Source organism: Arthrobacter sp. P1_B3 (assembly GCF_056406615.1).
Genome location: NZ_JBFTZV010000029.1, coordinates 1 through 23,586, shown reverse-complemented (window position 1 = coordinate 23,586; position 23,586 = coordinate 1). Strand labels below are relative to the sequence as shown.

The 23,586-nt window shown below is 62.5% G+C and carries 24 protein-coding genes and 2 pseudogenes; 20 read left to right on the top strand and 6 right to left on the bottom strand.

Features of this window, described 5'->3' with window-relative positions; translation table 11 throughout:
- The first annotated feature begins 57 nt into the window (after positions 1-57).
- On the top strand, positions 58-834 hold the full coding sequence (locus AC1D2F_RS20910; RefSeq protein WP_476967623.1) for an SDR family NAD(P)-dependent oxidoreductase: 777 nt from the start codon (positions 58-60) through the stop codon (positions 832-834).
- An 87-nt stretch (positions 835-921) separates the two neighbouring features.
- Here AC1D2F_RS20910 and AC1D2F_RS20905 read toward each other — a convergent pair whose 3' ends face one another.
- Positions 922-1,929, bottom strand: coding sequence for an EamA family transporter (locus tag AC1D2F_RS20905; protein WP_476967622.1), 1,008 nt, complete (start codon positions 1,927-1,929; stop codon positions 922-924).
- A gap of 73 nt (positions 1,930-2,002) precedes the next feature.
- Here AC1D2F_RS20905 and AC1D2F_RS20900 point away from each other — a divergent pair, with 73 nt between their 5' ends.
- From AC1D2F_RS20900 to AC1D2F_RS20875, 6 genes are all read left to right on the top strand, one after another.
- Positions 2,003-2,911, top strand: a complete 909-nt coding sequence (locus AC1D2F_RS20900) for a LysR family transcriptional regulator (RefSeq protein WP_476967621.1) — start codon at positions 2,003-2,005, stop codon at positions 2,909-2,911.
- A gap of 402 nt (positions 2,912-3,313) precedes the next feature.
- Positions 3,314-3,919 carry a helix-turn-helix domain-containing protein gene (locus tag AC1D2F_RS20895; protein ID WP_476967620.1) on the top strand — a complete coding sequence of 202 codons (606 nt, stop codon included), beginning with the start codon at positions 3,314-3,316 and terminating at the stop codon, positions 3,917-3,919.
- A 7-nt stretch (positions 3,920-3,926) separates the two neighbouring features.
- Complete coding sequence (locus AC1D2F_RS20890; protein WP_476967619.1) at positions 3,927-4,652, top strand: B3/B4 domain-containing protein; 726 nt, start codon at positions 3,927-3,929, stop codon at positions 4,650-4,652.
- A 60-nt stretch (positions 4,653-4,712) separates the two neighbouring features.
- Positions 4,713-5,630, top strand: coding sequence for an EamA family transporter (locus AC1D2F_RS20885; protein ID WP_476967618.1), 918 nt, complete (start codon positions 4,713-4,715; stop codon positions 5,628-5,630).
- A 149-nt stretch (positions 5,631-5,779) separates the two neighbouring features.
- On the top strand, positions 5,780-6,676 hold the full coding sequence (locus tag AC1D2F_RS20880; RefSeq protein WP_229995501.1) for a dihydrodipicolinate synthase family protein: 897 nt from the start codon (positions 5,780-5,782) through the stop codon (positions 6,674-6,676).
- Positions 6,654-7,880 carry an MFS transporter gene (locus AC1D2F_RS20875; protein WP_476967617.1) on the top strand — a complete coding sequence of 409 codons (1,227 nt, stop codon included), beginning with the start codon at positions 6,654-6,656 and terminating at the stop codon, positions 7,878-7,880. Before AC1D2F_RS20880 ends, AC1D2F_RS20875 begins: the two co-directional genes overlap by 23 nt.
- Before the next feature lie 229 nt (positions 7,881-8,109).
- On the opposite strand, the gene AC1D2F_RS20870 is transcribed toward AC1D2F_RS20875, so the two are convergent.
- The 4 genes from AC1D2F_RS20870 to AC1D2F_RS20855 all read right to left on the bottom strand — a co-directional run bounded on the left by AC1D2F_RS20870 (position 8,110) and on the right by AC1D2F_RS20855 (position 11,576).
- Complete coding sequence (locus AC1D2F_RS20870; RefSeq protein WP_476967616.1) at positions 8,110-8,502, bottom strand: RidA family protein; 393 nt, start codon at positions 8,500-8,502, stop codon at positions 8,110-8,112.
- A 91-nt stretch (positions 8,503-8,593) separates the two neighbouring features.
- Positions 8,594-8,872, bottom strand: a complete 279-nt coding sequence (locus AC1D2F_RS20865; protein ID WP_229995504.1) for a hypothetical protein — start codon at positions 8,870-8,872, stop codon at positions 8,594-8,596.
- A gap of 363 nt (positions 8,873-9,235) precedes the next feature.
- The gene (locus tag AC1D2F_RS20860) at positions 9,236-10,666 is read right to left on the bottom strand and encodes an APC family permease (protein ID WP_229995505.1); all 1,431 of its coding nucleotides are present in this window, start codon (positions 10,664-10,666) and stop codon (positions 9,236-9,238) included.
- Positions 10,667-10,676: 10 nt separating this feature from the next.
- Positions 10,677-11,576: a carbon-nitrogen hydrolase family protein gene (locus tag AC1D2F_RS20855; RefSeq protein ID WP_476967615.1), complete on the bottom strand. Its 900-nt coding sequence runs from the start codon at positions 11,574-11,576 to the stop codon at positions 10,677-10,679.
- Positions 11,577-11,691: 115 nt separating this feature from the next.
- Here AC1D2F_RS20855 and AC1D2F_RS20850 point away from each other — a divergent pair, with 115 nt between their 5' ends.
- Positions 11,692-12,309: a TetR/AcrR family transcriptional regulator gene (locus AC1D2F_RS20850; protein WP_229995507.1), complete on the top strand. Its 618-nt coding sequence runs from the start codon at positions 11,692-11,694 to the stop codon at positions 12,307-12,309.
- 515 nt (positions 12,310-12,824) lie between these two features.
- Here AC1D2F_RS20850 and AC1D2F_RS20845 read toward each other — a convergent pair.
- Positions 12,825-13,697, bottom strand: coding sequence for a LysR family transcriptional regulator (locus AC1D2F_RS20845; RefSeq protein WP_229995508.1), 873 nt, complete (start codon positions 13,695-13,697; stop codon positions 12,825-12,827).
- A 244-nt stretch (positions 13,698-13,941) separates the two neighbouring features.
- On the opposite strand from AC1D2F_RS20845, the gene AC1D2F_RS20840 reads away from it, so the two are divergent.
- The 12 genes and pseudogenes from AC1D2F_RS20840 to AC1D2F_RS20785 all read left to right on the top strand — a co-directional run.
- Positions 13,942-15,408, top strand: a complete 1,467-nt coding sequence (locus AC1D2F_RS20840) for an ABC transporter substrate-binding protein (RefSeq protein WP_476967614.1) — start codon at positions 13,942-13,944, stop codon at positions 15,406-15,408.
- 96 nt (positions 15,409-15,504) lie between these two features.
- A complete protein-coding gene (locus AC1D2F_RS20835; protein ID WP_476967613.1) occupies positions 15,505-16,521 on the top strand; it encodes an ABC transporter permease in 1,017 nt (338 codons plus the stop codon).
- The gene (locus AC1D2F_RS20830; protein WP_229995477.1) at positions 16,518-17,432 is read left to right on the top strand and encodes an ABC transporter permease; all 915 of its coding nucleotides are present in this window, start codon (positions 16,518-16,520) and stop codon (positions 17,430-17,432) included. The genes AC1D2F_RS20835 and AC1D2F_RS20830 overlap by 4 nt, the downstream gene beginning before the upstream one ends.
- The gene (locus tag AC1D2F_RS20825) at positions 17,429-18,379 is read left to right on the top strand and encodes an ABC transporter ATP-binding protein (protein ID WP_229995476.1); all 951 of its coding nucleotides are present in this window, start codon (positions 17,429-17,431) and stop codon (positions 18,377-18,379) included. The genes AC1D2F_RS20830 and AC1D2F_RS20825 overlap by 4 nt, the downstream gene beginning before the upstream one ends.
- The gene (locus tag AC1D2F_RS20820; RefSeq protein ID WP_229995475.1) at positions 18,376-19,200 is read left to right on the top strand and encodes an ABC transporter ATP-binding protein; all 825 of its coding nucleotides are present in this window, start codon (positions 18,376-18,378) and stop codon (positions 19,198-19,200) included. Before AC1D2F_RS20825 ends, AC1D2F_RS20820 begins: the two co-directional genes overlap by 4 nt.
- Before the next feature lie 2 nt (positions 19,201-19,202).
- Positions 19,203-20,414, top strand: coding sequence for a serine hydrolase domain-containing protein (locus tag AC1D2F_RS20815; RefSeq protein ID WP_476967612.1), 1,212 nt, complete (start codon positions 19,203-19,205; stop codon positions 20,412-20,414).
- A 395-nt stretch (positions 20,415-20,809) separates the two neighbouring features.
- Complete coding sequence (locus AC1D2F_RS20810) at positions 20,810-20,923, top strand: CAT RNA binding domain-containing protein (protein ID WP_229995473.1); 114 nt, start codon at positions 20,810-20,812, stop codon at positions 20,921-20,923.
- A gap of 11 nt (positions 20,924-20,934) precedes the next feature.
- Positions 20,935-21,078 carry a hypothetical protein gene (locus AC1D2F_RS20805; RefSeq protein ID WP_229995472.1) on the top strand — a complete coding sequence of 48 codons (144 nt, stop codon included), beginning with the start codon at positions 20,935-20,937 and terminating at the stop codon, positions 21,076-21,078.
- Between the two features lie 191 nt (positions 21,079-21,269).
- Complete coding sequence (locus AC1D2F_RS20800) at positions 21,270-22,043, top strand: SDR family NAD(P)-dependent oxidoreductase (protein WP_229995471.1); 774 nt, start codon at positions 21,270-21,272, stop codon at positions 22,041-22,043.
- A gap of 5 nt (positions 22,044-22,048) precedes the next feature.
- Positions 22,049-22,297, top strand: a pseudogene (locus AC1D2F_RS20795) (LexA family protein); the annotation flags it as partial.
- Positions 22,298-22,305: 8 nt separating this feature from the next.
- Positions 22,306-22,986: pseudogene (locus AC1D2F_RS20790) on the top strand (Y-family DNA polymerase); the annotation flags it as partial.
- A gap of 396 nt (positions 22,987-23,382) precedes the next feature.
- Positions 23,383-23,586, top strand: a 204-nt coding sequence (locus tag AC1D2F_RS20785) for a transposase (RefSeq protein WP_476967611.1), incomplete at its 3' end; no start/stop codon positions are given.

Sequence of the window (23,586 nt, the reverse complement as noted above, 5' to 3'; positions counted from 1 at the left end):
CCTCGMCGTGGTTGCATGGGGCCCAATACATATGACGAGTTGAACGGAGAAGGAACCATGGCCGGTGGTCGTCTGGAAGGAAAAGTCGTCCTGTTGACAGGAATCGGGGGCGGAATGGGCCGGGTGACCGCCCGGCTGTTCACACGTGAGGGTGCCACGGTCGTCGGTTGCGACCTCGATGCCGACGGAGCTGCAGAGACGGTCCGCCTGGTGGAGGCCGACGGAGGCGCGATCGAATCAAGCGCCCCCTTGGACCTGGGCAACCGGGAAAACATCGATCGCTGGGTCGCCGGCGCGATCGAACGCCACGGCCGCATCGACGTGCTCTACAACAACGCCAGCATGCCGAAATTCGCGCCGTTCGCCCAGATGAGCGGCGAGGAATACCGGTTCACCATCCAGAACGAGCTGGACCTGGTGTGGCATGCCTGCCAAAGCGCCTGGCCGCATCTGGCCGCCGTCGGCGGTGCAATCGTCAACATCGGTTCGGGCGCCGGAATCCAGGGTGCCCGAGCCCTGCCGCAGGCCGCCCATGCCGCCGCGAAAGGGGCCGTTATCGCCCTGACTCGGCAGCTCGCCGCCRAAGGTGTCGCCGTCGGGATTCGCGTCAATTGCGTGAGTCCTGGTGTCATGGCGACTCCGCCGGTACTCGCGATGTTCGAGGAATTTGGCGAGAACGCACCGGTCGCCCCGATCGTCGAGCGCACGATTGACGGCAAACCCGGGGACCCGATCGCCGTCGCGYATGCCGGCCTCTACCTGGCCTCCGAAGAAGCGAAATGGGTCACGGGATCCCACCTGGTTGTAGACGGCGGAGCCAGCGCGATGATGTAGGTCCGAGCGAGACCGGGCCTCAATCGGTGAAACCTGTATGGACCACCGAACAGGACCTCAGCGAGACGGGCAGTCGATCCCTTCATGTCAGTTCTGGGACGGTTTTCCGCTGGCTGATCCCTGCAGTCGCTGTAGGTTTTGTTCGTCGGCGTCTGCGACCCGCAAGCCACTGGCCGAAGCCGGGCCCAAAGCTGGCGGCAAAGCGGGGCCCTGCCGTTGCATCCGCCCACCGCTTCTGGTGAGCACCGCCGTCGCCACTCCTCCCAGCAGGAGCAGTCCGCCAGCCACTTCCGTGGCCGAGGGCACCTCCTGCAGGGCCAGCCACGCGGCGCTCATCCCCACGACCGGCACTAGCAGCGTGAACGGGACCACGGCCGACGGCGAGTATTTCGCGAGCAGCCGGTTCCAGATCCCGTAGCCCACCATCGAAGCGAAAACCGCGGTGTAGAGCGCGCTCAGGACAGTGGCGGGCTGGAAGTCTCCGATCGTTGCGGTGATGGCATCGGGACCATCGATGATCAGTGAAAGTCCGGCGAGCGGGAGCGGGACCACCGCACCCGACCAGACCACCAGCCCCAGCCCCGAGGCCGCCTTGGCTTTGCGTGCAACCACGTTGCCCACAGCCCAGGAAAGCGCCGCGGCCAGCACAATGAGGAACGGAAGTAGCGGGGCAACGGCACTGCGGCCCACCGCCACTACCGTCAGGCCGGCGACGCCAAGTACGACGCCGGCCAACTGACGCCCGCTGGGCCGCTCGCCAAGGAACACGGCGGCCAACAGAACCGTAAGCAGAACCTGCGCCTGGAGTACCAGTGAGGCCAGACCAGCCGGCATGCCCAGCGCCATGGCCAGGTACAGCAGCCCGAACTGGCCGGCGCTCATAAAGAGTCCGACGCCGATTATTGCTGCCCAGCTGACCTCAGGTTTGCGCACGAAGAAAATCCAGGGGAAGACCACCAGGACAAACCGCATGGCCACGAACAGCAACGGCGGAACGTCGCGTCCGTTGGTGTGGAGGCCCAAGTCGATGGCCACGAAGTTTAGGCCCCACAAGACAGCGACGAGGGTGGCAAGCAAGGAATGGCGAAGGTTCACGCTCCTCACCTTGACAGAGAGGAGAATGAAGCACCAGCATTGATTCATACCGAATAACATGTACGTTTGCTTCATGATAGACATCGGAGCGCTCCGTGCGCTGGCAGCGATTGAGCACCATGGTTCCGTCATTGCAGCATCAGGGGTGATGGGCTTCAACCCGTCGGCGGTATCGCAGCAGATCAAGAAGCTGGAAAAGCAGACTGGTTTCTCGGTCCTGGAGCGGCATGGCCGAGGGGTGCTGCTGACTGAACGCGGACTTGCCTTGGCCGCTTATGGGCGCCGCATTCTCGCCGAACTGGAAGAACTCCAGTCCACGCTCCTGGCCGATCCCGCCAAACCGTATGGCCGCTTGAAGGTGGTGTCCTTCTCCACCGCGTGCCGGGGGCTGGTGGGGCCGATGCTGGGCATGCTCGCTTCCTCCGAAACTGATCTGGACGTCACCGTGCTGGCCGAGGACCCACGTGAAGCCGTGGCACGTGTAGCCGGCGGGGAAGCCGACCTCGGCATCGTCCACGACTGGAACTCCGTCCCGCTTGTGATTCCAGAGCACGTGAAGCTCGAGTGGCTTTGCGATGACATCGCGGATCTCCTGGTTCACCGCAACCATCCCCTGGCAGGAAGGGCGGAGGTGGAAGCTGCCGATATGCTTGATGAGCGCTGGATCAGCACCCCGCACGGCGCCATCTGCAACGAGGCCCTATTGCGGATTTTTGCCGATCTGGGCCGCGTCCCGGATATCCAGGTCTACGATCCGGACTTCGCAACCCACATCGCGCTGGTGGAGCAAGGGGCCGTGGTGGCCCTCGTGCCTCGTCTCGGCAGGCCCGCGCTGCCCGCGGATGTGGTCGCTGTACCGGTGGTCCGTCCCGTGCCGGCCCGTCGTGTGGGGATGGTGCACCGCAGGACCATGACCGAAAGCCCGGGCATTCAGCACCTTGCCGGCCTCCTGCGCAAGATTGCAGGCCCAGCTGCGAGCTAGTGGCGCCCTCGGCGCGAAGTACCAAGCGCCCTCTCCGCAGCACCACCGGAGACTCTGACGGCCGAGTATCAGAAAGCCCAGAAGCCCGGCTCCGGGCGTGCCCTGACGGCTTGTGCAGCCGACTACGGATCAAGATGCAGACCGTACAGGCAACTTTGAACACTCAGATGTTCTAAATCGCCTGCACAGCCCCGTACTTCCGCATGAAGTGGTGCAGACGACTTCGAAAAATGACACTTCCGAGTAGTCTCCCAAAGGGTCGTCCCAGTCATGCACGGCTTGGTCCTGATTGGCGGCATGAGGTGCGACGTCGAAGCTCAAGAGGGTCTTTTGGCCACTCGTTGACGGCGGCCGAACGACGGGCAGTAGTCGAGTGCACTAAAAGTGCAGTATGATGCACTTATGGATGAGAGTACAACGAGCCTGGCGCTGGCAATCGGCGCCCGGGTTAAGCAGGAGAGGCAGTCGCGGGGCTGGACGCTTGATCAGCTGGCGGAGTCTGCGGGGGTAAGCCGCAGGATGGTCGTCAACGTGGAGCAGGGTGCCGCGAATCCCAGCGTGGGAACTCTGCTGAGGATCAGCGACGCGCTGGGTGTGGGGCTGCCGGCGTTGGTCGAGCCACCTCGCCCGAAGCCGGTGAAGGTCACGCGCAGTGGTGAGGGCGCTGCGTTGTGGAGCGGTGAGTCCGGCGGCCGCGGGGTGTTGGTGACCGGCACCGAACCGCCGGACGTGGTTGAACTGTGGGATTGGACGCTGGGTCCTGGCGACCGTCATGTGAGCGAGGCCCACACGTCGGGCACCAAGGAGCTTTTGCAGGTCCAGCAGGGCACGGTCATGGTGGAGGTCGCAGGTCAATCGGTCACCCTCGATGAGGGCGATGCGGTGACGTTCCCGGGCGACGTGGCACACTCTTACGCCAATCCGGGCACGGAGCCGGCGAGGTTCTCCCTGGCCGTCTTCGAGCCTGGCGTGGGGACAGGACACCGGCCGGAGGTCTCCGATGCTTGAGTCGGGCATGCTTCAGGAATTTCTCGACGGCGGCCGGGTTGACGCCGCCGTGTTCGCGCTGCGGCCCGACTACCGGGCGTTGCTGCTGGCCGTTGACGGACTCGTCCCTGGCCCGAGTGACCAGGCCGGTGAGGAGCTGCTCCTGGCGGCGGAGACCGCAGCCCGGAAGCTGCTCGGTGGCCGGCCGGTTGAGCAGCTCCCGCACGTGGCTGCGTGGCGCGAGGCTTACCAGGGCTTCGGCGCCAAACCGAACCGCACGCGCAACAGCCTGGAGGCGCTCCTGCGCCGGGCGGTGTCCGGGTTGCCCCGTGTGAACCGTCTCACTGACCTCTATAACGCGGTTTCGGTGCTCCACCAGGTCCCGCTGGGTGGGGAGGATCTGACCCGCTACAGCGGTGCGCCGCGGCTGGTTCGCGCCACCGGCACGGAAGCCTTTGATACCGCCGCCGGCGGCGCCGCGGTGATCGAGCACCCGGAGCCTGGCGAGGTGGTGTGGTGCGACGACGGCGGAGTGACCTGCCGGCGCTGGAACTGGCGCCAGGCCCGCCGCACCCAGCTCGGCGAGGAGACCACCTCCGCGCTGTTCATCCTCGACGCGCTCGAACCCATGACCGACGAGGCGCTCCACGCCGCAGCCGAGGACCTGATCGCCCGGCTGACCCTACTCGGTCCCGACGTCAGGGCCGCCCGCCGCCTGATTGCCGCCGGCACGATATTCAATGAAGGAAACTGACATGCTCGTCCACCCCCGGATACGCGCGATCGGTGACCGGCAGGCCCGAAGGGGCCGGCCGTGAGCCAGCGCGTCCCCAAGAATATCCCCGTTCCGCCGTGGGGGCTGGCCGTGGCGGCCATGCTCTCGGTCCAGCTGAGTTCGGCCCTGTCAGTGGATCTGATCGCGGCGGTGGGGCCGGCCGGAACTGCCTGGCTCAGACTCAGTGTGGGGGCGCTCGTCTTCCTGGCCGTTGCCCGACCCCCATTGCGCGCGCTCCGCCGCCCCGACGTCCCCGTGCTTCTGGGGCTGGGTGTCGCCACCGGACTGATGACCATCTCGTTTCTCGCCTCCATCGAACGTATCCCGCTCGGCACCGCCGTCGCGATCGAGTTCCTCGGTCCGCTGACCGTCGCCGCGGTGCGCAGCCACAGCGCACGGGCGCTTATCTGGCCAGCCCTGGCGCTGCTGGGCGTCGTCCTGCTGACCGAACCCTGGGCTGGTGAGATCAACCTCGCCGGTATCGGGTTGGCAGGGCTCGCGGCCGTCGGGTGGGCCGTCTACATTGTGCTCACCCAACGGATCGGCGACCGCTTCACGGGCATCGGCGCGCTTTCACTCACCGTTCCCGTCGCCGCTGCCACGGCAGCGGTCGTCGGCATCCCGCAGTCCGCCGGACATCTCAACCTCGGTGTCCTCTCCGTCGCTTTCGGACTGGCCGTCCTGATGCCGGTGCTGCCAATGGCGCTCGAGATGCTCGCCCTGCGCCGGATGACGCCCACCGCGTTCGGTACCCTGATGGCCCTCGAACCCGCCTTCGGGGTGCTCCTCGGGCTGCTCGTGCTGCACCAGCAGCCCTCGCTCACCCAATTCGGTGGCATCACGCTCGTCGTCCTTGCCGGCGCCGCCGCGCAACGCGGTGGCCGACKGCAACCGCGCTCCCGCGAACACGCCGCCGCCCGCACCGACCCCGGCCTCATCAGCCAAGGACCGAAGTAGACGACAGTCCTCCAAATAGGCGCGTCCGCCAGAACTGTCGCTGCGGGAGAATTCCCCTGCTTACAGGGCCCCGCAGCTCAGCCCGCCTAGGCACCGGCAGCTGCCTCAGATTTTTGCTTCCCTGTGATTCAAACAAAGGAGTTATACCCATGTTCACCGGCTTGAGCGCCTTCCCCCTGACCCCTCTGGCCAACGATGCTGTCGACGAGCACGCCTTCGTCCGCCTGATCGAACGGCTCGCCGAGGCGAAGGTCGACTCCATTACCGCACTCGGATCCACCGGCTCCTACGCCTACCTGAGCAGCGAGGAACGAAACCGCGTCGCCCGTCTCGCCGTCGAACACGCCGGCAAAACACCCGTGTTCATTGGTATCGGGGCCTTGCGGACCTCACACGTCCTGGCCAACGCTGAAAAGGCAGAACAGGCGGGGGCTTCCGGTCTCCTGCTGGCCCCCATGACCTATCAACCCCTCACCGACGATGACGTGTTCGAACTCTTCCGAACCGTCACCGCGAACTCGTCGCTGCCCGTCATCGTCTATGACAACCCAGGCACCACCCACTTCACGTTCACCACCGAACTCTACGGACGCATCGCGGAACTGCCCGGTATCGCCTCCATCAAAATCCCGGGCGTGCCAGTCGATCCGGAGCAGGCACAGGCGCGGGTTCAGGAAATCCGGGCGTCCGTCCCGGCGCACGTGACCATCGGAGTTTCCGGTGACGCAAAAGCCTCCGCCGGACTGGCCGCCGGGTGCGATGCCTGGTACTCCGTCATCGGCGGCACCTTGCCCGCCCTGGCGATGCGGATCACCCGGGCCGTCCTGGAAGGGCGGGCCTCAGACGCGACCGCTGAATCCGAACGGCTTGCACCGTTGTGGGAGTCGTTTGCTGAGTTTGGCGGGAGTATCCGGGTCGTTGCGGCAATAGCGGAACAGCTGGGACTGGCATCAACATCGTGCCTGCCTCTTCCCCTCCAGGGATTGACCGCGAAGCAGCGCGCCCATGTTGGCAGGATTGTCGATGAGCTCGGGCTTAACTCGTAGCGCCGGCCTCGGCGTTCCACGCAGGAAGGACCGCCGGGTCGGGGCGCTGGCCCGATACGTCTTCGCCGCGACCCTGGTTCGCAGCGCCGACGGCGGCGCAGTAGTCGCCATCGTGCTGCTAGCCCACGCCTGCGGGATGCCTGGCTGGCTGGCCGGGCTCCTGGGAGCATCAATCACCGCACCCCACCTGCTCGGCCCGTTCATCGCACGACGCCTCGATACAGCCCGCGACGGACGCAAAGTGATCGCATCCGCTGCCGTCCTCCACGGCGTGCTGCTCGGTGCTGCTGCACTGCTCCTGCCCGTCGCCTGGGCGATCTGGCCAGCCATGCTGCTCTTTGCCTCGGGCATCTTCGGGCCGATGCTCACCGGCGGGATCAGCAGCCGCCTGCCCTGCATCGCCGGCCCCGGGCAGCGCAGCCAACGCAGAGCACAAAGCTGGGACGTCGCAAGCTACGGACTCAGCGGCACCCTCGGCCCCGCAGCGGTCGCGTGGATCGCGGCAGCATCTGACGCACTCACCGCGACACTGGTTCTGGCCGGAGCCGCCGTCGTTGGTGCGGGAGCCGTCCTCGCACTCCCCAGGCAAGAGCCACCCAACAAGGCCGTTGACGTGCCGTCCCCCGGTCGAACACTGAGCCTCATCTGGGCACGTGGTCCGCTTCGCCGCACCCTCGGACTCACCGTGACCGTCGCATTCTCTGTCGCCGCGCTACCGATCTACGCCGTTGCGACAGCTCCCGCGTACGGCGGGGCCTCAGCCGCCGGAACACTGGTCGCAGCCTACGGGATAGGAAATCTCCTCGGATCAGCAGGGCTCATGCTCCGACCGCTTCGCCGCGACGCAGACCCTCTCATGAGCTCCCTCGCCGCACTCGTCGCGGCAACGCTGATACTGGTGATGCTCACTCCGACACTCCCCACCTCCCTCATTGCCTTCGGCCTGGCAGGGATCGCCAACGCGATGTTCTTCGCCTCAACACTCGCCGCGCGCAGCGAATACGCCCCCATCGAAGCTCGCGGCCAAGTCTTCATCTGGGTAGGCGCACTCAAGATCGCTGCAGGATCAGCCGGAACAGCCGTCGCGGGTGCAACCATCACACAAACGGTCTGGGCACCGCTTCTGCTGGCGACCGCCCTCACAGCAGCAACTGCCACGTCCAGCATCATCGAGCGCTCCCGTCCACGCTTGTCCAAGCACTAGCCCGCCTGCAGTCAACAGCACCCTCGCCCGGGCCGGCAGCACGCCGCGGCGAGTGCACCAGAGGCACGCCAAAACAACGCCAAATAGCTCTGCGATTCACACGGTTATTTTGTGGATCGCAGCGCTATTTGGCAGTAAATTCGCAGGCCTTAGTTGCCGATGGGTAGGGCTTCTCTGGCTGTGTCGACGATCTCGGGAGTGAGCGAATCGAGGTGCTCGTGCGTTTGGATCACCCCACTCGGCGCATCGCCTGCAGTTCGATCTCGACGCGCGCCCTGAGCGGGAGCCCGGCGACGGCGACCGTCGTGCGCGCGGGGTACTGGCCGTCGAAGTACCTCGCGTACACGGCGTTCATCGCTGCGAAGTCGTCCATGTCGACGAGGAAGACGCTGACTTTGACGACATCGCGCCAGCTGCTGCCGGCCGCCTCGAGGACGAGGCCAAGGTTGTCGAAGACGCGTGCGGTCTGCTCCTCGATGCCACCGCCGACCAGCTGCCCGGTCGCCGGGTCGGTGGGCGTCTGCCCCGAAAGGAACAGCAGACCATTCGGTATACCGCACGCTTGGGAGTAGGGGCCCACGGGCGCCGGGGCGCTCTCGGCCATCACATAGGTCAGCTCCATCGCTGAGGTCCTCTCCGTCGGACGACGCGCGCTGCCGGAGCGTACCGGCCGGCGACCGGGTACCACGGCAGTCCGCTCGCTGATGTTCAGTCTACTGCCGGCACGGCTGCGGTGAGCTCTCAGCCGTCCGGCACCTGCTCGGGACTTCTTGCGGCAGGTCCCGTTCCACAGTTACTCCGTAGGGAACATCAGCGCTGAGGTTCACTGTGTAATTGTCAGGTCCGTGGCGGGTGACGAGAATGCCCTGCCATCCTTCACTCACCGAGTGGTCACGGGCCATCTCGACAGCCGTGTTGATACTGTCTTCGATTTCCGTCGGGGATAGGCCTGTGATGTGGAAGTAGCGGTCGGCCTCGATCGTGATAATCATTGGACTCCTGCTTTGCTCTTAATATCGCCTTTGATTTGATGCTCATGATGTGGGCACGCACGTAGCGAATCGGCTCTTTGGGACGAAGAAATGGCTTTCAGCGATGGCAGACTCGCCCGATCGGATTTCTCTTGACCGGAGGTTTGCCCCCGAACTTGCACTGCATCCCGGGTTGCGGTTCCGCAGCCCGGGATGCAGTGGGTTGTCACTCGGAACGGTACGGACTTTGGAGAGCGCCCATCGTGATACGGGAACGGTGGCAAATGAAACTGACAAGGTCCCGCTTCTTGAGATCGCGTACGCCACACACAGGGACGGGCCTGGAGGCTGGCGCCTGGCCCGTCCTTATGGCTCCTCGGGGTTTTAGATTTCGGTGGGCTGCGCTTGGGTGGCAGTCTGCTTGGTTGACTGTGTGTCGTCAGTGTTTGGTTGCTGAACCTCCTTGGTGGGTTCGCCCGGCTGGCTCTCACGGTCGTGGAGGTCCATCTCTGGTGGTTCCTTGCGGAATCCTTTGGTGAGGAAGACGAGGTAGAGAACGCCCAGACCGATCCAGCAGCAGCCGATGGTGATGGCGATGGGACTGAGCTGGGTTAGAAGGTAGATGTCGACGGCGGCGCCCAGTATTGGTAGGACGATGAAGCCAATGATCGAAAGCTTTTTGCCTTGCCGGCGGTTTCGGATGAAGTAGGCGATGACGCAGAGGTTGACGGCTGTGAATGCCAGGAAGGCCCCGAAGTTGATGAAGGAGGTTGCGGTTTCCAAGGAGATGTTCAGTGCCAGCATGGCCACGGCACCGACGAGGACCAGGTTGAAGATGGGCGTTTTGGTTCGGGGGTGGAGGCGGCCGAAGAGCCGGCGGGGTAGGACTCCGTCGCGGCCCATGACGTAGAGGAGGCGGCTGGTGCTGGCCTGGATGGCGAGCCCGGACGCAAACCCACCGATGATGAAGAGCATGTTGGTGATGTTGGCGTAGAACTGCCCGCCGACGAGGACCTGCATGGAGTATGCTGCTGTCGCTGCTTCCTCGAAGTCTCCGCCGGGGTGAACGAGCTGCATGATGTAGGAGACCACGACGAAGATTATTCCGCCGACGAGGACGGTCAGGAGGATCGCGCGGGGAATGTTGCGCTGGGCGTTTTTGGTTTCTTCGCTGAGTGTGCTGACGGCGTCGAATCCCAGGAAGGCGTAGGCAGCGATAGCGGCTGCGGCAGCGACGCCGCCGACCGTCGTGGCATTGTTCCAGAAGGGGTCTGTGAACGACGCGGGCGGGTTTCCCCCGAGGTAGGCCAGGCAGTAGGCGATGAAGATCCCGATGAGGGTAACAACCAGAAGGGTCAGCGTTTTATTGACACGGTCAGTGAGCACGATTCCCGTGACGTTGATGATCGTTGTTAGTCCAGCGTTCAGAGCGAGCCAGGCCCAGACGGGGATGCCGGGAAACTGAGCTGCAAGGTAGAACGATTGGAACAGCCAGGCCACGGTGGGAAGGAAGAGGTAGTCGAGGAGGATCGCCCACCCGACGAGGAAACCGACACGGGAATCGAGGAGCCGTCGTGCATACACGTAGGCCGATCCCGAGTTCGGAAAGATCTTTGCCATTTTCGCGTAGCTGAGGGCAGTCAGCAGCATCGCGGCCGTGGCGAGGGCGAATGCTGTCGGGGCTGTTCCGTCGCTGGTGGAGGAGATGATACCGAAGATCGTCATTACGATTCCCGGAGCCATATAGGCCAAGCCGAACACGACCACCGACAGCAGGGATAGCTTGGGGGTAAGTTTAATGTTCTCAGCGGACATGGGGAGTTCCTTAGGCTGGGGCAGTGCTGAGGTTGGTCAGGGGTGACGGGGCGTTGGTCTGCCGCCACAGGCGGGGATCAAGCTGGCCCGCGTAGAGCGGCAATGGAATGCTGTCGTCGTTTTCAGCGAACTGGTCCCAGGGGCGGGTGACGCCCGCTGTGCCATATTGGCGTACGTTCCCTACTTGGTCCAGGTCGATGACATCAACCAATGTCGCGTCTTCGGGTCCGGTTGCCGAAATTCGCACGCGGCCTTCAGGATCAACCAGGAAACTCCGTCCAACCCCGTGTGGGCCCGCCGCGTTCACACTCGCAACGAAGTTCTGGTTCACGATTGCGTTGGCCTGGCCGATAACAACTTCCTGCACACGATCGTTGGTCGGGGTCTGGACAACATTGAGGACGAGCTCTGCCCCCATCCAGGCCAGGTGCCTGCTGTGTTCGGGGAACCATGCGTCGTAGCAAATCGACAAACCGACGCGGCCGTAGCCGGTCATGTCGAAGACCACGAAGTCCTTACCGGAACAAACAGTCTCATAGGGCTTCCAGGGAAAGATCTTTCGGTACGCGGCTACTGCTTTTCCTTGTGGAGAGTAGACGACGGCGGTGTTGTAGATATGCCCGTCCGTACCACGTTCAAGCACGCTGCCAGGCAAAAGCCAGATCCCAAGGTCTCCAGCAAGCTCGGCAAGGGTACGGCCGCGCGGGCCATCAAGAGGTTCGGCCGAGGCTTCCATGTAGGCCTGCCGGTCCACAAACCCGGCAGAATCTACCGTGTTCAAGTGAAGCTCCGGGTAAACGAAAAGGTCGGCGACGGCATGCGCTTTGACCCTTCGCTCGAGACCGGCAGCAAAATCAGTCAAGGAGTCAGCGGGTGATTGCACAAGAGCCAGAGGGAGAAGTCGAGTCATGACGGTAGCATTCCTAGCGTGGGAGATTTCATTAACTAAAGATTAATTAAAGAATAATTAACGGACCTGGGTGTGTCAAGGGTCACTTCGAGGCCCGTGTGAAAGCATGGTGAGCATGGCAAGACCACGGAATCAGACAGCCCGCCGGGATCAACTCGTAGCAGCAGCAGGACGAGTCCTGCTGGACAGAGGGTCATCAGCGGCCCGCCTTTCCGACATTGCCAACGAAGCGGGCGTCACCCCGGCTGCGGTGCTGTACTACTACCGGGACGTCGACGAGCTCTTCAGCGAGGTCTTCCATCAAGGAGTTACGGAGTACTGTGACCGCCGGGAGGCCCGCATCCAAGCCGAAAGCGACCCTGAAGCGCAACTGAGGGCCTGCATCCACTCGGGCGTACCTTGGCCCGGGGAAAGCGAAACCGCTTCCCGGATCCTCGTGGAACTCATCCCAGTTTATCTGCGCAACAAAGCAGCCGCTCGGCAGCAAATGGCGTTCGTGGAGCGTCAAACGAACCTTTACAAAGGGATCCTGGAACGAGGCGCGCAGGAGGATGCCTTCACCCTCTCAGCGCCAGCCGGATTCTTGGCCCGGAGCTTCGTAGCCCTCGAGGACGGCCTCGTTATGGATGTACTCCTCGGCGACCTGACGCCGGAAGACGAGTACGAATTCCTGATCAGCTACGCGACGAACATGGTAAAAGCCAAGACCGGCAACAACTTGCATCTCAGCTGACTCCCCGAGCAACAGCGGACACAGGCAAGTTGACGGGCGCCACTCATCGGGCGCCCGCCCCGGTGCGTCGGCATGCTCCGGCGATGCAGTCCTCAGGGTCGTTGACCCCAAAGGATGCCGCGGCATCCGGACCGACGTGGGCCCAGATCCGCGAATCGCCGGGGATCACAAAAAAAGCGCCCACGACTTCTACCGCCGGAAGATCGAAGAACAGGAGAAGTACCTGCCGAGCTTCACGACGCGGCAGCCGCGCGTGCGGTCCTGAAAGAAGTCAAGGAAGACTCGCCAGGCTCTCGCACCCAGCCTCCTGCGCGCGAAGAGTGCCTGGTTCGACCACTCCCCCAGGTTCACGAAAGGTCCAGTATCGGCGTTATATAGGCAGTGGAAGTAGCTTCGAGAGCTCCTGTCGATGGCCACTGCCCCCGGAGCCGCGCCCCGCGAATCTCGTGAGCTATCCCTCAGAGTTCGAGAGGCCCCTCAACCACAGGGCCGGGAGTTGAGGATTGCATCCCTTTTTATATTCGAGCGGCGGGGTACAGCTGCGAGGTGAAACGTGAAAGGTTCTGCAGGCACTCCCTTATCGCAGGCGCGGCGAAATGCAGCGGATTCCAGACGCCGAAGAGAGTGAACACGAGGTCCTTTCCCCGATGAGTGATGGGCATGGCGTGCACCCCGAAATTCGGATCATCCGAGAGCACGCAGATGCCTTTGCCGGCGGCTGCCAAGGCTTGGCCGACCACGGCCGAGCGTACTTCAAATCCGGTCGTGTAGGTGAGGCGCTCAGTGCTAACAGCATCATCGAACATTGTGCGGACACCAAAATCAGCGGTCATGGTTATGAGAGGCCATTGGACGAGTTCCTGGAGGCTGATTTTCTCCCTCCCGGCAAGAGGGTGTTCGGCGTTGCACTGGGCCCAAAGGAACGCCCTGCCAACTACAACCGATTCGAGCTCGGATGGTGGGGGCTTTGTTCCCAGAGCAAAGTCAGCCTTACCGTCCTGCAACGCCGAGTAGACAAACTCAGGGGTCGCCTCGACAACATTGGTCAGGACTCCATCGGGCCCCTGCGAAACAATGAAAGGGGCGATGATGTCGGCAACGGTGGCAGAGGCTGCCGCTATCGTAAGCCGTTGCACCGAACCTCCGGCCATCGCCCGCGCGGATGATTTGGCCTGGGCGGCGCGGGTGACCAGGTCCTTGGCGATGGGCAGAAACGCAGTGCCCGCCGCGGTCAGCGACAATTTTGCTCCTGACCTATCGAAGAGGGTGAGTCCCAGGTCCTGCTCCAAGGAGCGAAGCTGCCGGGATAACGATGGTTGGGCCACCCGCAAAGAGCGTGAAGCAGCATTGATTGATCCTTCATCAACGATGCTCAGGAAATACGTCAAGTGCCTCAAGTCCACTATGCCTCCAAGGTATGAGTTTTACTCATCATAGGCATTTCCCAGGCATAGGTACACCTAGTTAGACTCGTCACACATCCCACCCTTCTTCAAGGAGTCTCTGTTGGCACTCTCATTTCCACACCCGGCTCGGACCGTGCTTGTCACGGCCACAGCCGCCGTTGCCCTTAGCGCGGCGGGATGCAGTCCTGCCGCACCCAAAGCTTCTTCCGGCCCCGACGTTTTCTCTGTGGCCGCATCTGCAGCCATCACTACGTGGGATCCGGTTCGTTCGTTTTCCACCGAAGCCCTCTACATGGGCAACATATACGAACCCCTGCTTTGGAAGAACCCTGCAGGTTCCGCAGACGCGTATTCCCCGGCAATAGCCGAGTCCTGGAGCGCCAGTGCCGACGGAAAATCCTGGACATTCAAGATCCGCTCCGGAGCCACCTTCCACGACGGCGAGCCGATCAATGCCGCGGCGGTCAAAGCCAGCATCGACGCTGCCAGGGACCATGCAGCCGCATCCTTCATCTGGGCACCGGTGGAGAGCGTTACCGCCCCGGACGACTCCACTGTCACGCTGCAGCTGAAGTACGCTGCGCCGATGGACCTCGTCGCCTCCTCGACCTACGGCGCCTGGATCGTTGCCCCGAAGGCCCTGGCCGCATCCGCCAAGAATGACAAGTACTTCGAGGCCGGAATCGACGCGGGCTCCGGCCCCTACACCATCGACTCCTACAAGCCCGGCTCTAAGGTCGTGCTGAAGAAGTACGACGGCTACTGGAACAAAAAGGCTACATCGCACTTCGACTTTGTCGACATCTCTATCACCCCGGATGCAGTCACGGCCCAGCAGATGCTGACCGCAGGTGAGGTGGACTACGCGACCAACATTCCCTTGGAAAACGTCAAGACCCTGGCCATCGATCCGAAGTTCACGGTGAAAGACTTCAACTCACCGTTCAACTTCCTGGCCATGTTTAACACCAGCCGCGCACCACTCAACGACCCGGAGGTCCGCCGCGCGCTCAGCTACGCGATTCCGTACAAAGAGATCATTGACATCGGAGGGCAGGGCTACGGCACGCAGTCCCACGGCCCTGCTCCCAGCGGCATCTTCCCCTACAGCCAGGACGTCCCGCAGTACTCCCAGGACTTGGAAAAGGCCAAGCAACTATTGGCCTCAGCTGGTCATGCCGACGGCATGAACCTCAAACTCACCTACGCCTCCGAGAATCCCGCGGAAGCACGGTTTGTACCACTGATCAAGGACGCCTTCGCCAAAATCGGTGTGAAGCTGGACGTGAAAGCCGAACTTTTCAACCAGCAATGGGACAGCGCAAAGGCTGATCCTCAGAGCGCCCAGGACATCTTTGTACTTAACTACTGGCCGACTTACAGCGACGCCGGCAGCGACAATCTCACGACGCTGTTCCATTCCAGCGAAAAGCCATCCTTCAACCTGAGCTATTGGAATTCCCCGGAGTACGACAAATTGGTTGACAAGGCGGCAACCTTGACGGGAACGGACAGGGACGCAGCCCAGGGCCTTTATAAGGAAGCCATGGACCTCCTCTATAGGGAAGCACCTGCCGCATTCCTCTACGATGCCCGCACAGTCTCAGTCGTTCCGGCCGGGTTGGAAGTTCCCCCCTTCAACGAAAATTACCCGTTCACGGCCTTCTTCGCCCCCATCAAACGCGCCGCCTAAACGATACGACGCAGTCAGGGCCCGGGCTGCACCAACAAAGCCCGGGCCCTTGCCCTGCCCGCCCATCCCGCCACACCAATCAAGAAAAGGAGAACCATGTTGCGTTTCGTCGCCCGGCGGCTCATCACCTCGGTGCTGGTTCTCGCCGTGCTCACAGCGATCGTCTTCATCCTTGCCCGCATCGTTCCCAGCGACCCGGCCGTCATCTACGCCGGCCCGAAGGCGCCCCCAGCCGAGCTGGACAGGGTCCGGGAGCACCTCGGCTTTAACCGTCCGATCCTCGAGCAGTACTTCGACTACGTCGCAAAGCTGATCACCGGGGACTGGGGCCAGTCCCTTGCCACAAAACGCCCCGTGTTGGACGAGCTGTTCACCCGCCTCCCAGCCACATTGGAACTCATCGGGTTTGCCATGGTTCTCGCTGTTTCGGCAGGGGTCATCTTGGGCGTGGTTGCCTCCCACCGGCCCGGCGGATTCATCGACGGAGCAATCCGTTTCCTCTCCATCGGAGGGATTTCCGTGCCCGCCTTCTGGCTCGGACTACTCCTTCAACTGTTGTTCGTTGGGGGGCTGGGCATACTTCCGGCCACTGGGCAATTCAGCAACTCCATCAAATACTCCAACCCCATCTCTCACGTGACCGGGCTTCCCCTGTTAGACAGCATGATCACCGGCAACGGCGTGGCCTTCACCGATGGGTTGCAGCACGTGATACTGCCGGCCCTCACCTTGGCCGCATACCCTCTCGGACTCGTTGCACGAATGACCAGGGCCGCCATGCTCGATGTCATGAACCAGGATTACATCTTCACCGCCAAGGCCTACGGTCTGAGGGAGACCGCCATCCGTTGGCGCCTGGCCCTGAAAAATGCTCTACCACCAGTCCTGTCTATCGCCGGAATGGCTGCCGCCTACGCCCTGACCGGAACATTCTTCGTCGAAGCTGTCTTCAACTGGCCAGGAATTGGGCAGTTCGCTACATCTTCGATGCTTGCAGTGGACTACCCAGCCATCATAGCAATTACGCTCATGGGCGCCACAGCATACCTGCTGGCCAACCTCCTCGTGGACATCCTGCAATCCCGAATCGACCCCAGAGTGAGCATGTCATGAGCCCCACGACCCAAATCCCCGCCCCGACCCGTTCCGGGCCGGCCGGAGAACAGGCCACCCTCAAACCGATCAAACTACTTAAACAGACCCTGGGCCGTGACCGTTTGGCCGCTGTTGGCGCGATGATCATAGTCCTTGTCGTAATCCTTGCTGTTTTTGGGCAATGGCTGGCACCTTTCCCTGATCAGGGCATGGGGGCGACCAATGCCTCGGCCCGAAACCTCGCTCCCAACGCCTGGAACTGGCTCGGCACCGATCAACTCGGTCGTGACGTTCTCAGCCGCATCATCATGGGCGCGAACCCGGCGCTGACCATCTCTGCCGTCGTTGTCGCGGCCGCGGCCCTCATCGGCATTCCCCTCGGCGCTGTCGCCGGATACTGCGGCGGCTGGCTCGACGAAGCCTTGATGCGTGTGACCGAGATCTTCCAAGCCTTCCCGCCTCTGCTCCTGGCCATGGTGACCGTTGCGATCCTGGGGCCCAGCCTGACCAACGCCGGCATCGCCTTGGCCATCAGCTGGTGGCCCTGGTATGCGCGCCTTGTACGAGCGGAAGCAAAATCCCTTCGGGAACGCTCCTATGTCGAAGCAGCCCGCGCCATGGGCATTCCGCAACTGCTCATCATCAGCCGCCATGTACTTCGCAACTGCATGACACCCATCCTCGTCCAAGCCACCGTCGACATCGGCACTGTGATCCTGGCCGCCGGGTCCCTGGCATTCATCGGCCTTGGAACGCAGCCGCCCCTGCCCGACTGGGGTCTCATGGTCGCTGAAGGGCGCGGGCTCATATTCAGTTCCTGGTGGATAGCCACCTTTCCGGGCCTGGCCATCTTTCTGGCCGTCCTGGGATTCAACCTCCTCGGAGATTCGCTGCGCGACCTCCTTGACCCCAGGCAGGTAAAGCGATGACCCACGTACTTAGCATCCGCGACCTCAACGTCGAATTCACCGACCGGGGAACGCTCACCAACCGCCCCGTCCGCGGGATCGACCTCGATGTTTCCGCCGGTGAAATCCTCGGCCTGGTGGGGGAAACCGGGTGCGGCAAGTCCCTGACAGGACTCGCAGCCTTGGGGATCCTTCCACGCGGCGCACGGCGCACGGGGCAAGTGACCATCGGCAACGATCCCTCACAGGCCTCGTCAGAAGCAGGCGGCTCGGTGGCCATCGTATTCCAAAACCCCGGAACTGCCTTCAACCCTGTCTTCACGCTCGGCCGCCAACTCAGCGATGTCCTGAGCCGGCACCGGCAAATCTCGAGGTCCGAAGGCAAAGCTGAAATCATTCGTCACCTAAGCCTGGTCGGCCTTCCCGACCCTGAACGGGTCTACCGCAGCTACCCGCACCAATTGTCCGGCGGAATGCTGCAGCGGGCCATGATTGCCATGGCTCTGCTACGCAAGCCCCGGCTTTTGATCCTCGATGAGCCCACAACGGCTCTTGACGTCACTGTTGCCCGGCAAATTTTGGTCCTCATAGACGAACTCCGACACAAGTTCGGGTTCGGTGTGCTGCTCATCAGCCATAACCTTGGCATCATCCGCGATGTCTGCGACCGCGTGGCAGTCCTCTACGCAGGCAGGGTGATCGAAACCGGAACCGTCGACGCGGTCATGAACAACCCCCGCCACCCATACACCCGCGGCCTCCTCGGCGCCCTCCCAGCAGGCCGAACCCACGGCCAGCGACTGACCGCCATCCCTGGAACAGTCCCGGGGAACCTCCTATCCCTCACCGGGTGCGCCTTCAGAAACCGTTGCTCACATGCAGTCACCGACTGCTCCCTCACCGACCCGCTGCTCACCGAGACCGGGCCACACCAGGCAGTCGCCTGCCTCCAGGAAGGCGAACTATGACCAACGTTCTCACCCTCGAAAACATCGTCAAAACGTTCCCGCACCAAAGAAGAGTCTTCACCGCAGTCGACAACGTCTCCCTCAGCATCAAGGAAGGTACGGTCTACGGCCTTGTCGGAGAGTCCGGCTCCGGCAAAAGTACCCTCGCCCGCTGCGCCATGCAGCTGATGCGCCCAACATCCGGGCGGGCTGTCTTTGAAGGACATGACCTCGGCAAGCTCGAACCCAAGGCACTGCGCACCATTCGTTCCCGGATGGGAATGGTACTTCAGAATCCAGTGGCGTCTTTGAATCCACGCATGACTATCGGCGCTTCAGTGGCAGAGCCCCTCCGGACCCACACTGCCCTGAAAGGGCAGGCCCTCCAAGCAAGAATAAACAATCTGCTTGATGAGGTCGGACTGGGAGCCGAACACACCCACCGGCTCCCGCATCAGCTATCCGGAGGACAGTGCCAACGCGTCGGCATCGCACGCGCCCTGGCCACATCGCCCCGTCTCCTCATCCTGGACGAACCCACCAGCGCCCTTGATGTTTCCGTCCAAGCCCAGATTCTGAACCTGCTCCAGGACCTGCAGCAACAAAAAGGGCTCACATATCTGCTCATCTCCCACGACCTGGACGTCGTCCGCTATCTCAGCGATGACGTTGCGGTTATGAAGACCGGAAAGATCGTAGAAAGCGGAACAGCCGAACGGATCTTCACAGACCCACGGCACGACTACACCCGCAGACTCCTCGAGGCAGCCCCAGGGCACGGCCGACCCGAAATGGCCGACTCCCACACTCTCCCCACCCTCACCACGCAAGGCAACGACTAAACATGCTAAAGGCAACAGCTAACAGTTCTCTCCTGACCAGCCCCGGCAAGATTGACCGCTATGCCGGCCAGGACTTCAACGAGCACGTCACCCTGGACAACTGGCAAGAAAGCCCATTCAATCGCTGGGGCTTCGCTCACATCAGCGAACTCATTACCACAGCAACGATCCGTCGAGGCAGCACATCCCTGCCCTCTACTGGAAACGATTCAGTCACCACGGAACACGCGGAGAGGTGGCACAGTGTTGAGGAGTTCCTGGAATCCACGCACACAGATGCCATCGTCGTACTTCAACACGGGAAACTGGTCCTGGAACGCTATTTTGGCTCTTTCCAGCCGCACGACCGGCACGTCCTGATGTCTGTTTCTAAATCCGTCTGCGCGCTTACCATGGGTATTTTGGTGGGCCGGGGACTCATAGACACGCAACAGCCTGTCCACCACTACGTCCCGCCGCTGAAGGGAAGCGCCTACGGGAACGCGACGGTCCGCCAAGTACTCGACATGACCGCCGCAGTCCGCTACAGCGAGAACTACCTGGATGCGGCCGCTGAAGTCCAGCAGCAGGATAGGATCGCCGGCTGGCGCCCCAAGCTCGAAACAGACCCAGAGGACACTTACGAATTCCTCACGCTCCTCAAAGCTGCCGGAGAACACGGCCGATCATTTCAGTACTGCTCAGCCGGTACAGACGTGCTGGCATGGATCATCGAGAACGTCACCGGCAAGCGATACGCCAAAGTCGTCTCCGACGAACTGTGGTCCCAGCTCGGGGCACTCGATGATGCACTCATCACCACTGATTCCGGTGGTTTCGCATTTGCGAACGGAGGAATCGCCTGTACCGCACGAGACTTGGCCAAGATCGGACAGCTCATGCTGGACGACGGGAAAGCCAACGGGCAAACGGTCGTCCCATCATGGTGGATCAACGACACGATGCGCGGCGGAGACCCGCAACTGGCCAGAGGAACCGGCTACCAGAAAGTCCACCCCAATGGCTCCTACCGAAACCAGTGGTGGGTCCCCGGAGATAGCCGAGGCACGGTCTACGCCGCAGGCATCCACGGCCAATTCATTTGGATTGACCCCGTCAGCGACACTGTCATAGCGAAGTTCTCCTCTTGCCCACAGCCGGTTGCACTCGAACTCAGCCGGGCACACGCTGAAGGCTTCAAGCAAATGGTCAGCATCCTGGAATACACCAGCTGATTGAGGCGACCCCTCGGAGCGCAGGTCCTCAGGAATCCCCACTAAATAAAGGTCAAAGGATAAAAATCGCCTCCACAGGTAATCCGAAGCAGACCGCCGCCCGGTGGCTGTGCACCCAATTGCCGGCCTTCCGCTGCCCATCACAGAGCCAAACCGACTGCTGCAAATCCCGGTTTCCCACTCTGCTCGTTGCCTGCCCCTGTACTTCAGGGTTCGATTCCTGCTCCTGACAACGAACCACAAAGGCTCGGACGCAACCTGACACTCCTGGCGGTCCTCCCCCCTTTCCCCGACATATGGGCCCTTATCGGCACCGTGTAAGGGCGCAGGAAGTCGCCGTATCTGGACAAAAGCTCCCCAGTTTCAATCCCGGTCAATGACGAGAGGAGGAAGACGTGGAGGTGCTGCGCGTATTCAACAACAACGTCCTCGCCCGCGCCGCCAACAAAGGAGTGGTCATTCTCACCGGACGCGGCCTCGGGTTCCAGCGAAACCTGGGCAGCAGGTAGACGAAACCAAAGTGGTACGCGTCTTTGTCCCCGAGGACGGGCGCAACGCAGACAACTTCGGCGCCCTGGTGGCGGCCATTCCTCCCGAACACCTGACACTGGCCGACCAGGTACTGGAAATTGCCCACAGCGGTACAAACACGGCCTCTTCCTGACGGTGAGCAGGGACCAGCCTGCCCACTCCAAACACAGTCGACAGTGCTGGCGTACTAGCAGTCACCTGCGGCCATCGCATCTAAGGAATCAACACCTGTACCCCGGTAGAGCACCAAACGATAGGGAATGCTTGGAAAGCGGAGGCGAAGACATCTGGCACGCACGAAATGTGGCTACGAGAGGATTCAAAGTGCTATCGCAATCAACTTCCAACGCCCGTCTAGCGGGCAAAGTCGCGTTGGTCACAGGCGCTACTTCCGGTATCGGGGAAACAATCGCCCGCAGACTGGTAGCCGAAGGTGCCCAGGTGCTGGCAACCGGGCGGTCAATCGAGCGAGGGCAACGACTTGAAGCGGCACTCGGTTCCCAGCTGCACTTCTATTCCACGGACATCAAAGACGAAGAATCAGGCAATTCCCTCACGTCCGCAGCAGTTTCACGCTTTGGTCGACTCGACGTGCTGGTCAACAACGCCGCGGTCGATCACACGGGAGACCTTCTGTTAGTTCCCGACAAGGAGATCCGAGAAGTCTTCGAAGTCAACACTTTCGCTGCCATCCGCCTTCTGCAAGCGGCCGCCCGAACCATGCAGGAAGCTGGCGGATCGATCATCAACATCACTTCACGTTTGGCCTCAATCGGAGTGCCCACCATGGGGATTTACAGCGCCAGCAAGGGAGCAATGCTGGCGCTGACGAAGGCTGCAGCCGTGGACCTGGCCCCCTACAACATCCGAGTAAACGCCGTTGCCCCAGGCATGACAAAGACACCGCTGTACGACGAGTGGCTGGAAACGCATGCAGATCCAGCAGCGGCCGAAGCAAGGGTTGTTGACCAAATCCCCCTTAAACGGCTTGCACTTCCAAGCGACGTGGCCGGAGCCGTGGCATATCTGGCCTCGGATGAAGCCTCTTACATCACCGGCACCTCGTTGCCCATAGACGGCGGATACACAGCTCAATAGCCGCCGGTGACTCGATGGAGGGCGCCGGCATCAGCGACGGCGATGAACTGATCGTGAACCGGGCCCTCGAGCCGCGGGACGGGTCCGTGGTCATCGCCGTGCTGGACGGGGAGCTGACCATCAAGCGGCTGCGGATCACGGGAGCCGGCGTCGTACTGCAGGCGGAGAACCCGGCGTATCCGGACATCCGGGTCCCTTCGGTCGCGGATCTGGTCATCTGGGGCGTCGCGACCCGGTGCCTGCATCATGTCTGAGGCGCGCAATGTCTAAGCCTGCCCTAATGCGGCGGATGCCGCAGATCGCGCATGTGGATGTGAACTGCTTCTACGCTTCGGCCGAGCGGGCCTTCGACCCGTCCCTGGAAGGCTGGCCCGTAGTGGTCCTGTCCAACAACGACGGCTGCGCCGTCACCCGCTCCCCGGAAGCCAAAGCCCTGGGCATCGCCTTGGGCGCGCCGTGGTTCAAACTCGCCCCGCGGGCCAAGGAATGGGGACTCGTTGCCCTCTCCAGCAACTACGAGCTCTACGGCGACATCAGCGCCCGGGTCATGGAACTGCTCGGCCGCTACTCCGCATGGCTGGAGGTCTACAGCATCGACGAGGCCTTCCTCGGCATCAAAGGCACCCCGGACGAGCTGCTGGCCCTGGGCCGAACCATGAAGGCCGCCGTGCGCCGCAACGTCGGAGTCCCGGTCTGCGTGGGCATCGCCGGGACCAAGACCCTGGCGAAACTGGCCAACAAATGGGCCAAGAACAACCCGGCCTTCGACGGCGTCTGCCGCTGGGACTCCGTGCCCGCCGCCGACAGGCAAACCCTGATGAGCCGCTTGTCCGTGATCGAGATCTGGGGCGTCGCCACCCGGCTGACCAAACGCCTCAACGCCCTCGGCATCCACTCCATCCTGGACCTGTCCCGCGCCGATCCCGTCATGATCCGGGACCGCAGGAGACAGCTCGGGTCTGGCCCGGACGAGGTGCAGTGGGTGGCGGAAGGACCTGCCTGACCAGGCCGTATCGGCGGAGACTTCCACTGCGACAGGTTCGACCAGTGTCAGCGTTACCGGTTCCTTGTCGCGGTTGAACCGGTCCCGGGTGGTGCCTTGCACGGTCGTGGGCCAGGGGTGGGCGCCGCGGGGAGGTTGCAGCCACCGCTCCAGTTCCCGCGCGGCTGCCGTCTTCAAAGGTGTGGACCTGCCCACGATCCGCAGCTCCCCGTCCAGGACCAGCCCGGCCACGACCTCCCGGGGTTCGGTGATCGGCCCGATGACTGGGCCGCCACGGAGTTCTCGGACAGTGGCCCCCTTAAAATCGGGGGACTACTGAAATGAGGAATGTGCAGAATGCCTGCATCACGTCGCCGGTTCAGCCAGGAGTTCAAGGACCAGCTGTGCGAGGAAGTCGTCTCGACTTCGAAAACGATCAAGTCCGTCGCCGACTCGTACGGGGTCGGTGCCGAGACGCTGCGTAACTGGCTGAAGAAGTACCGGCAGGAACACGACACGACGGGCACCGAGGCAGGAACACGACACGACGGGCACCGAGGT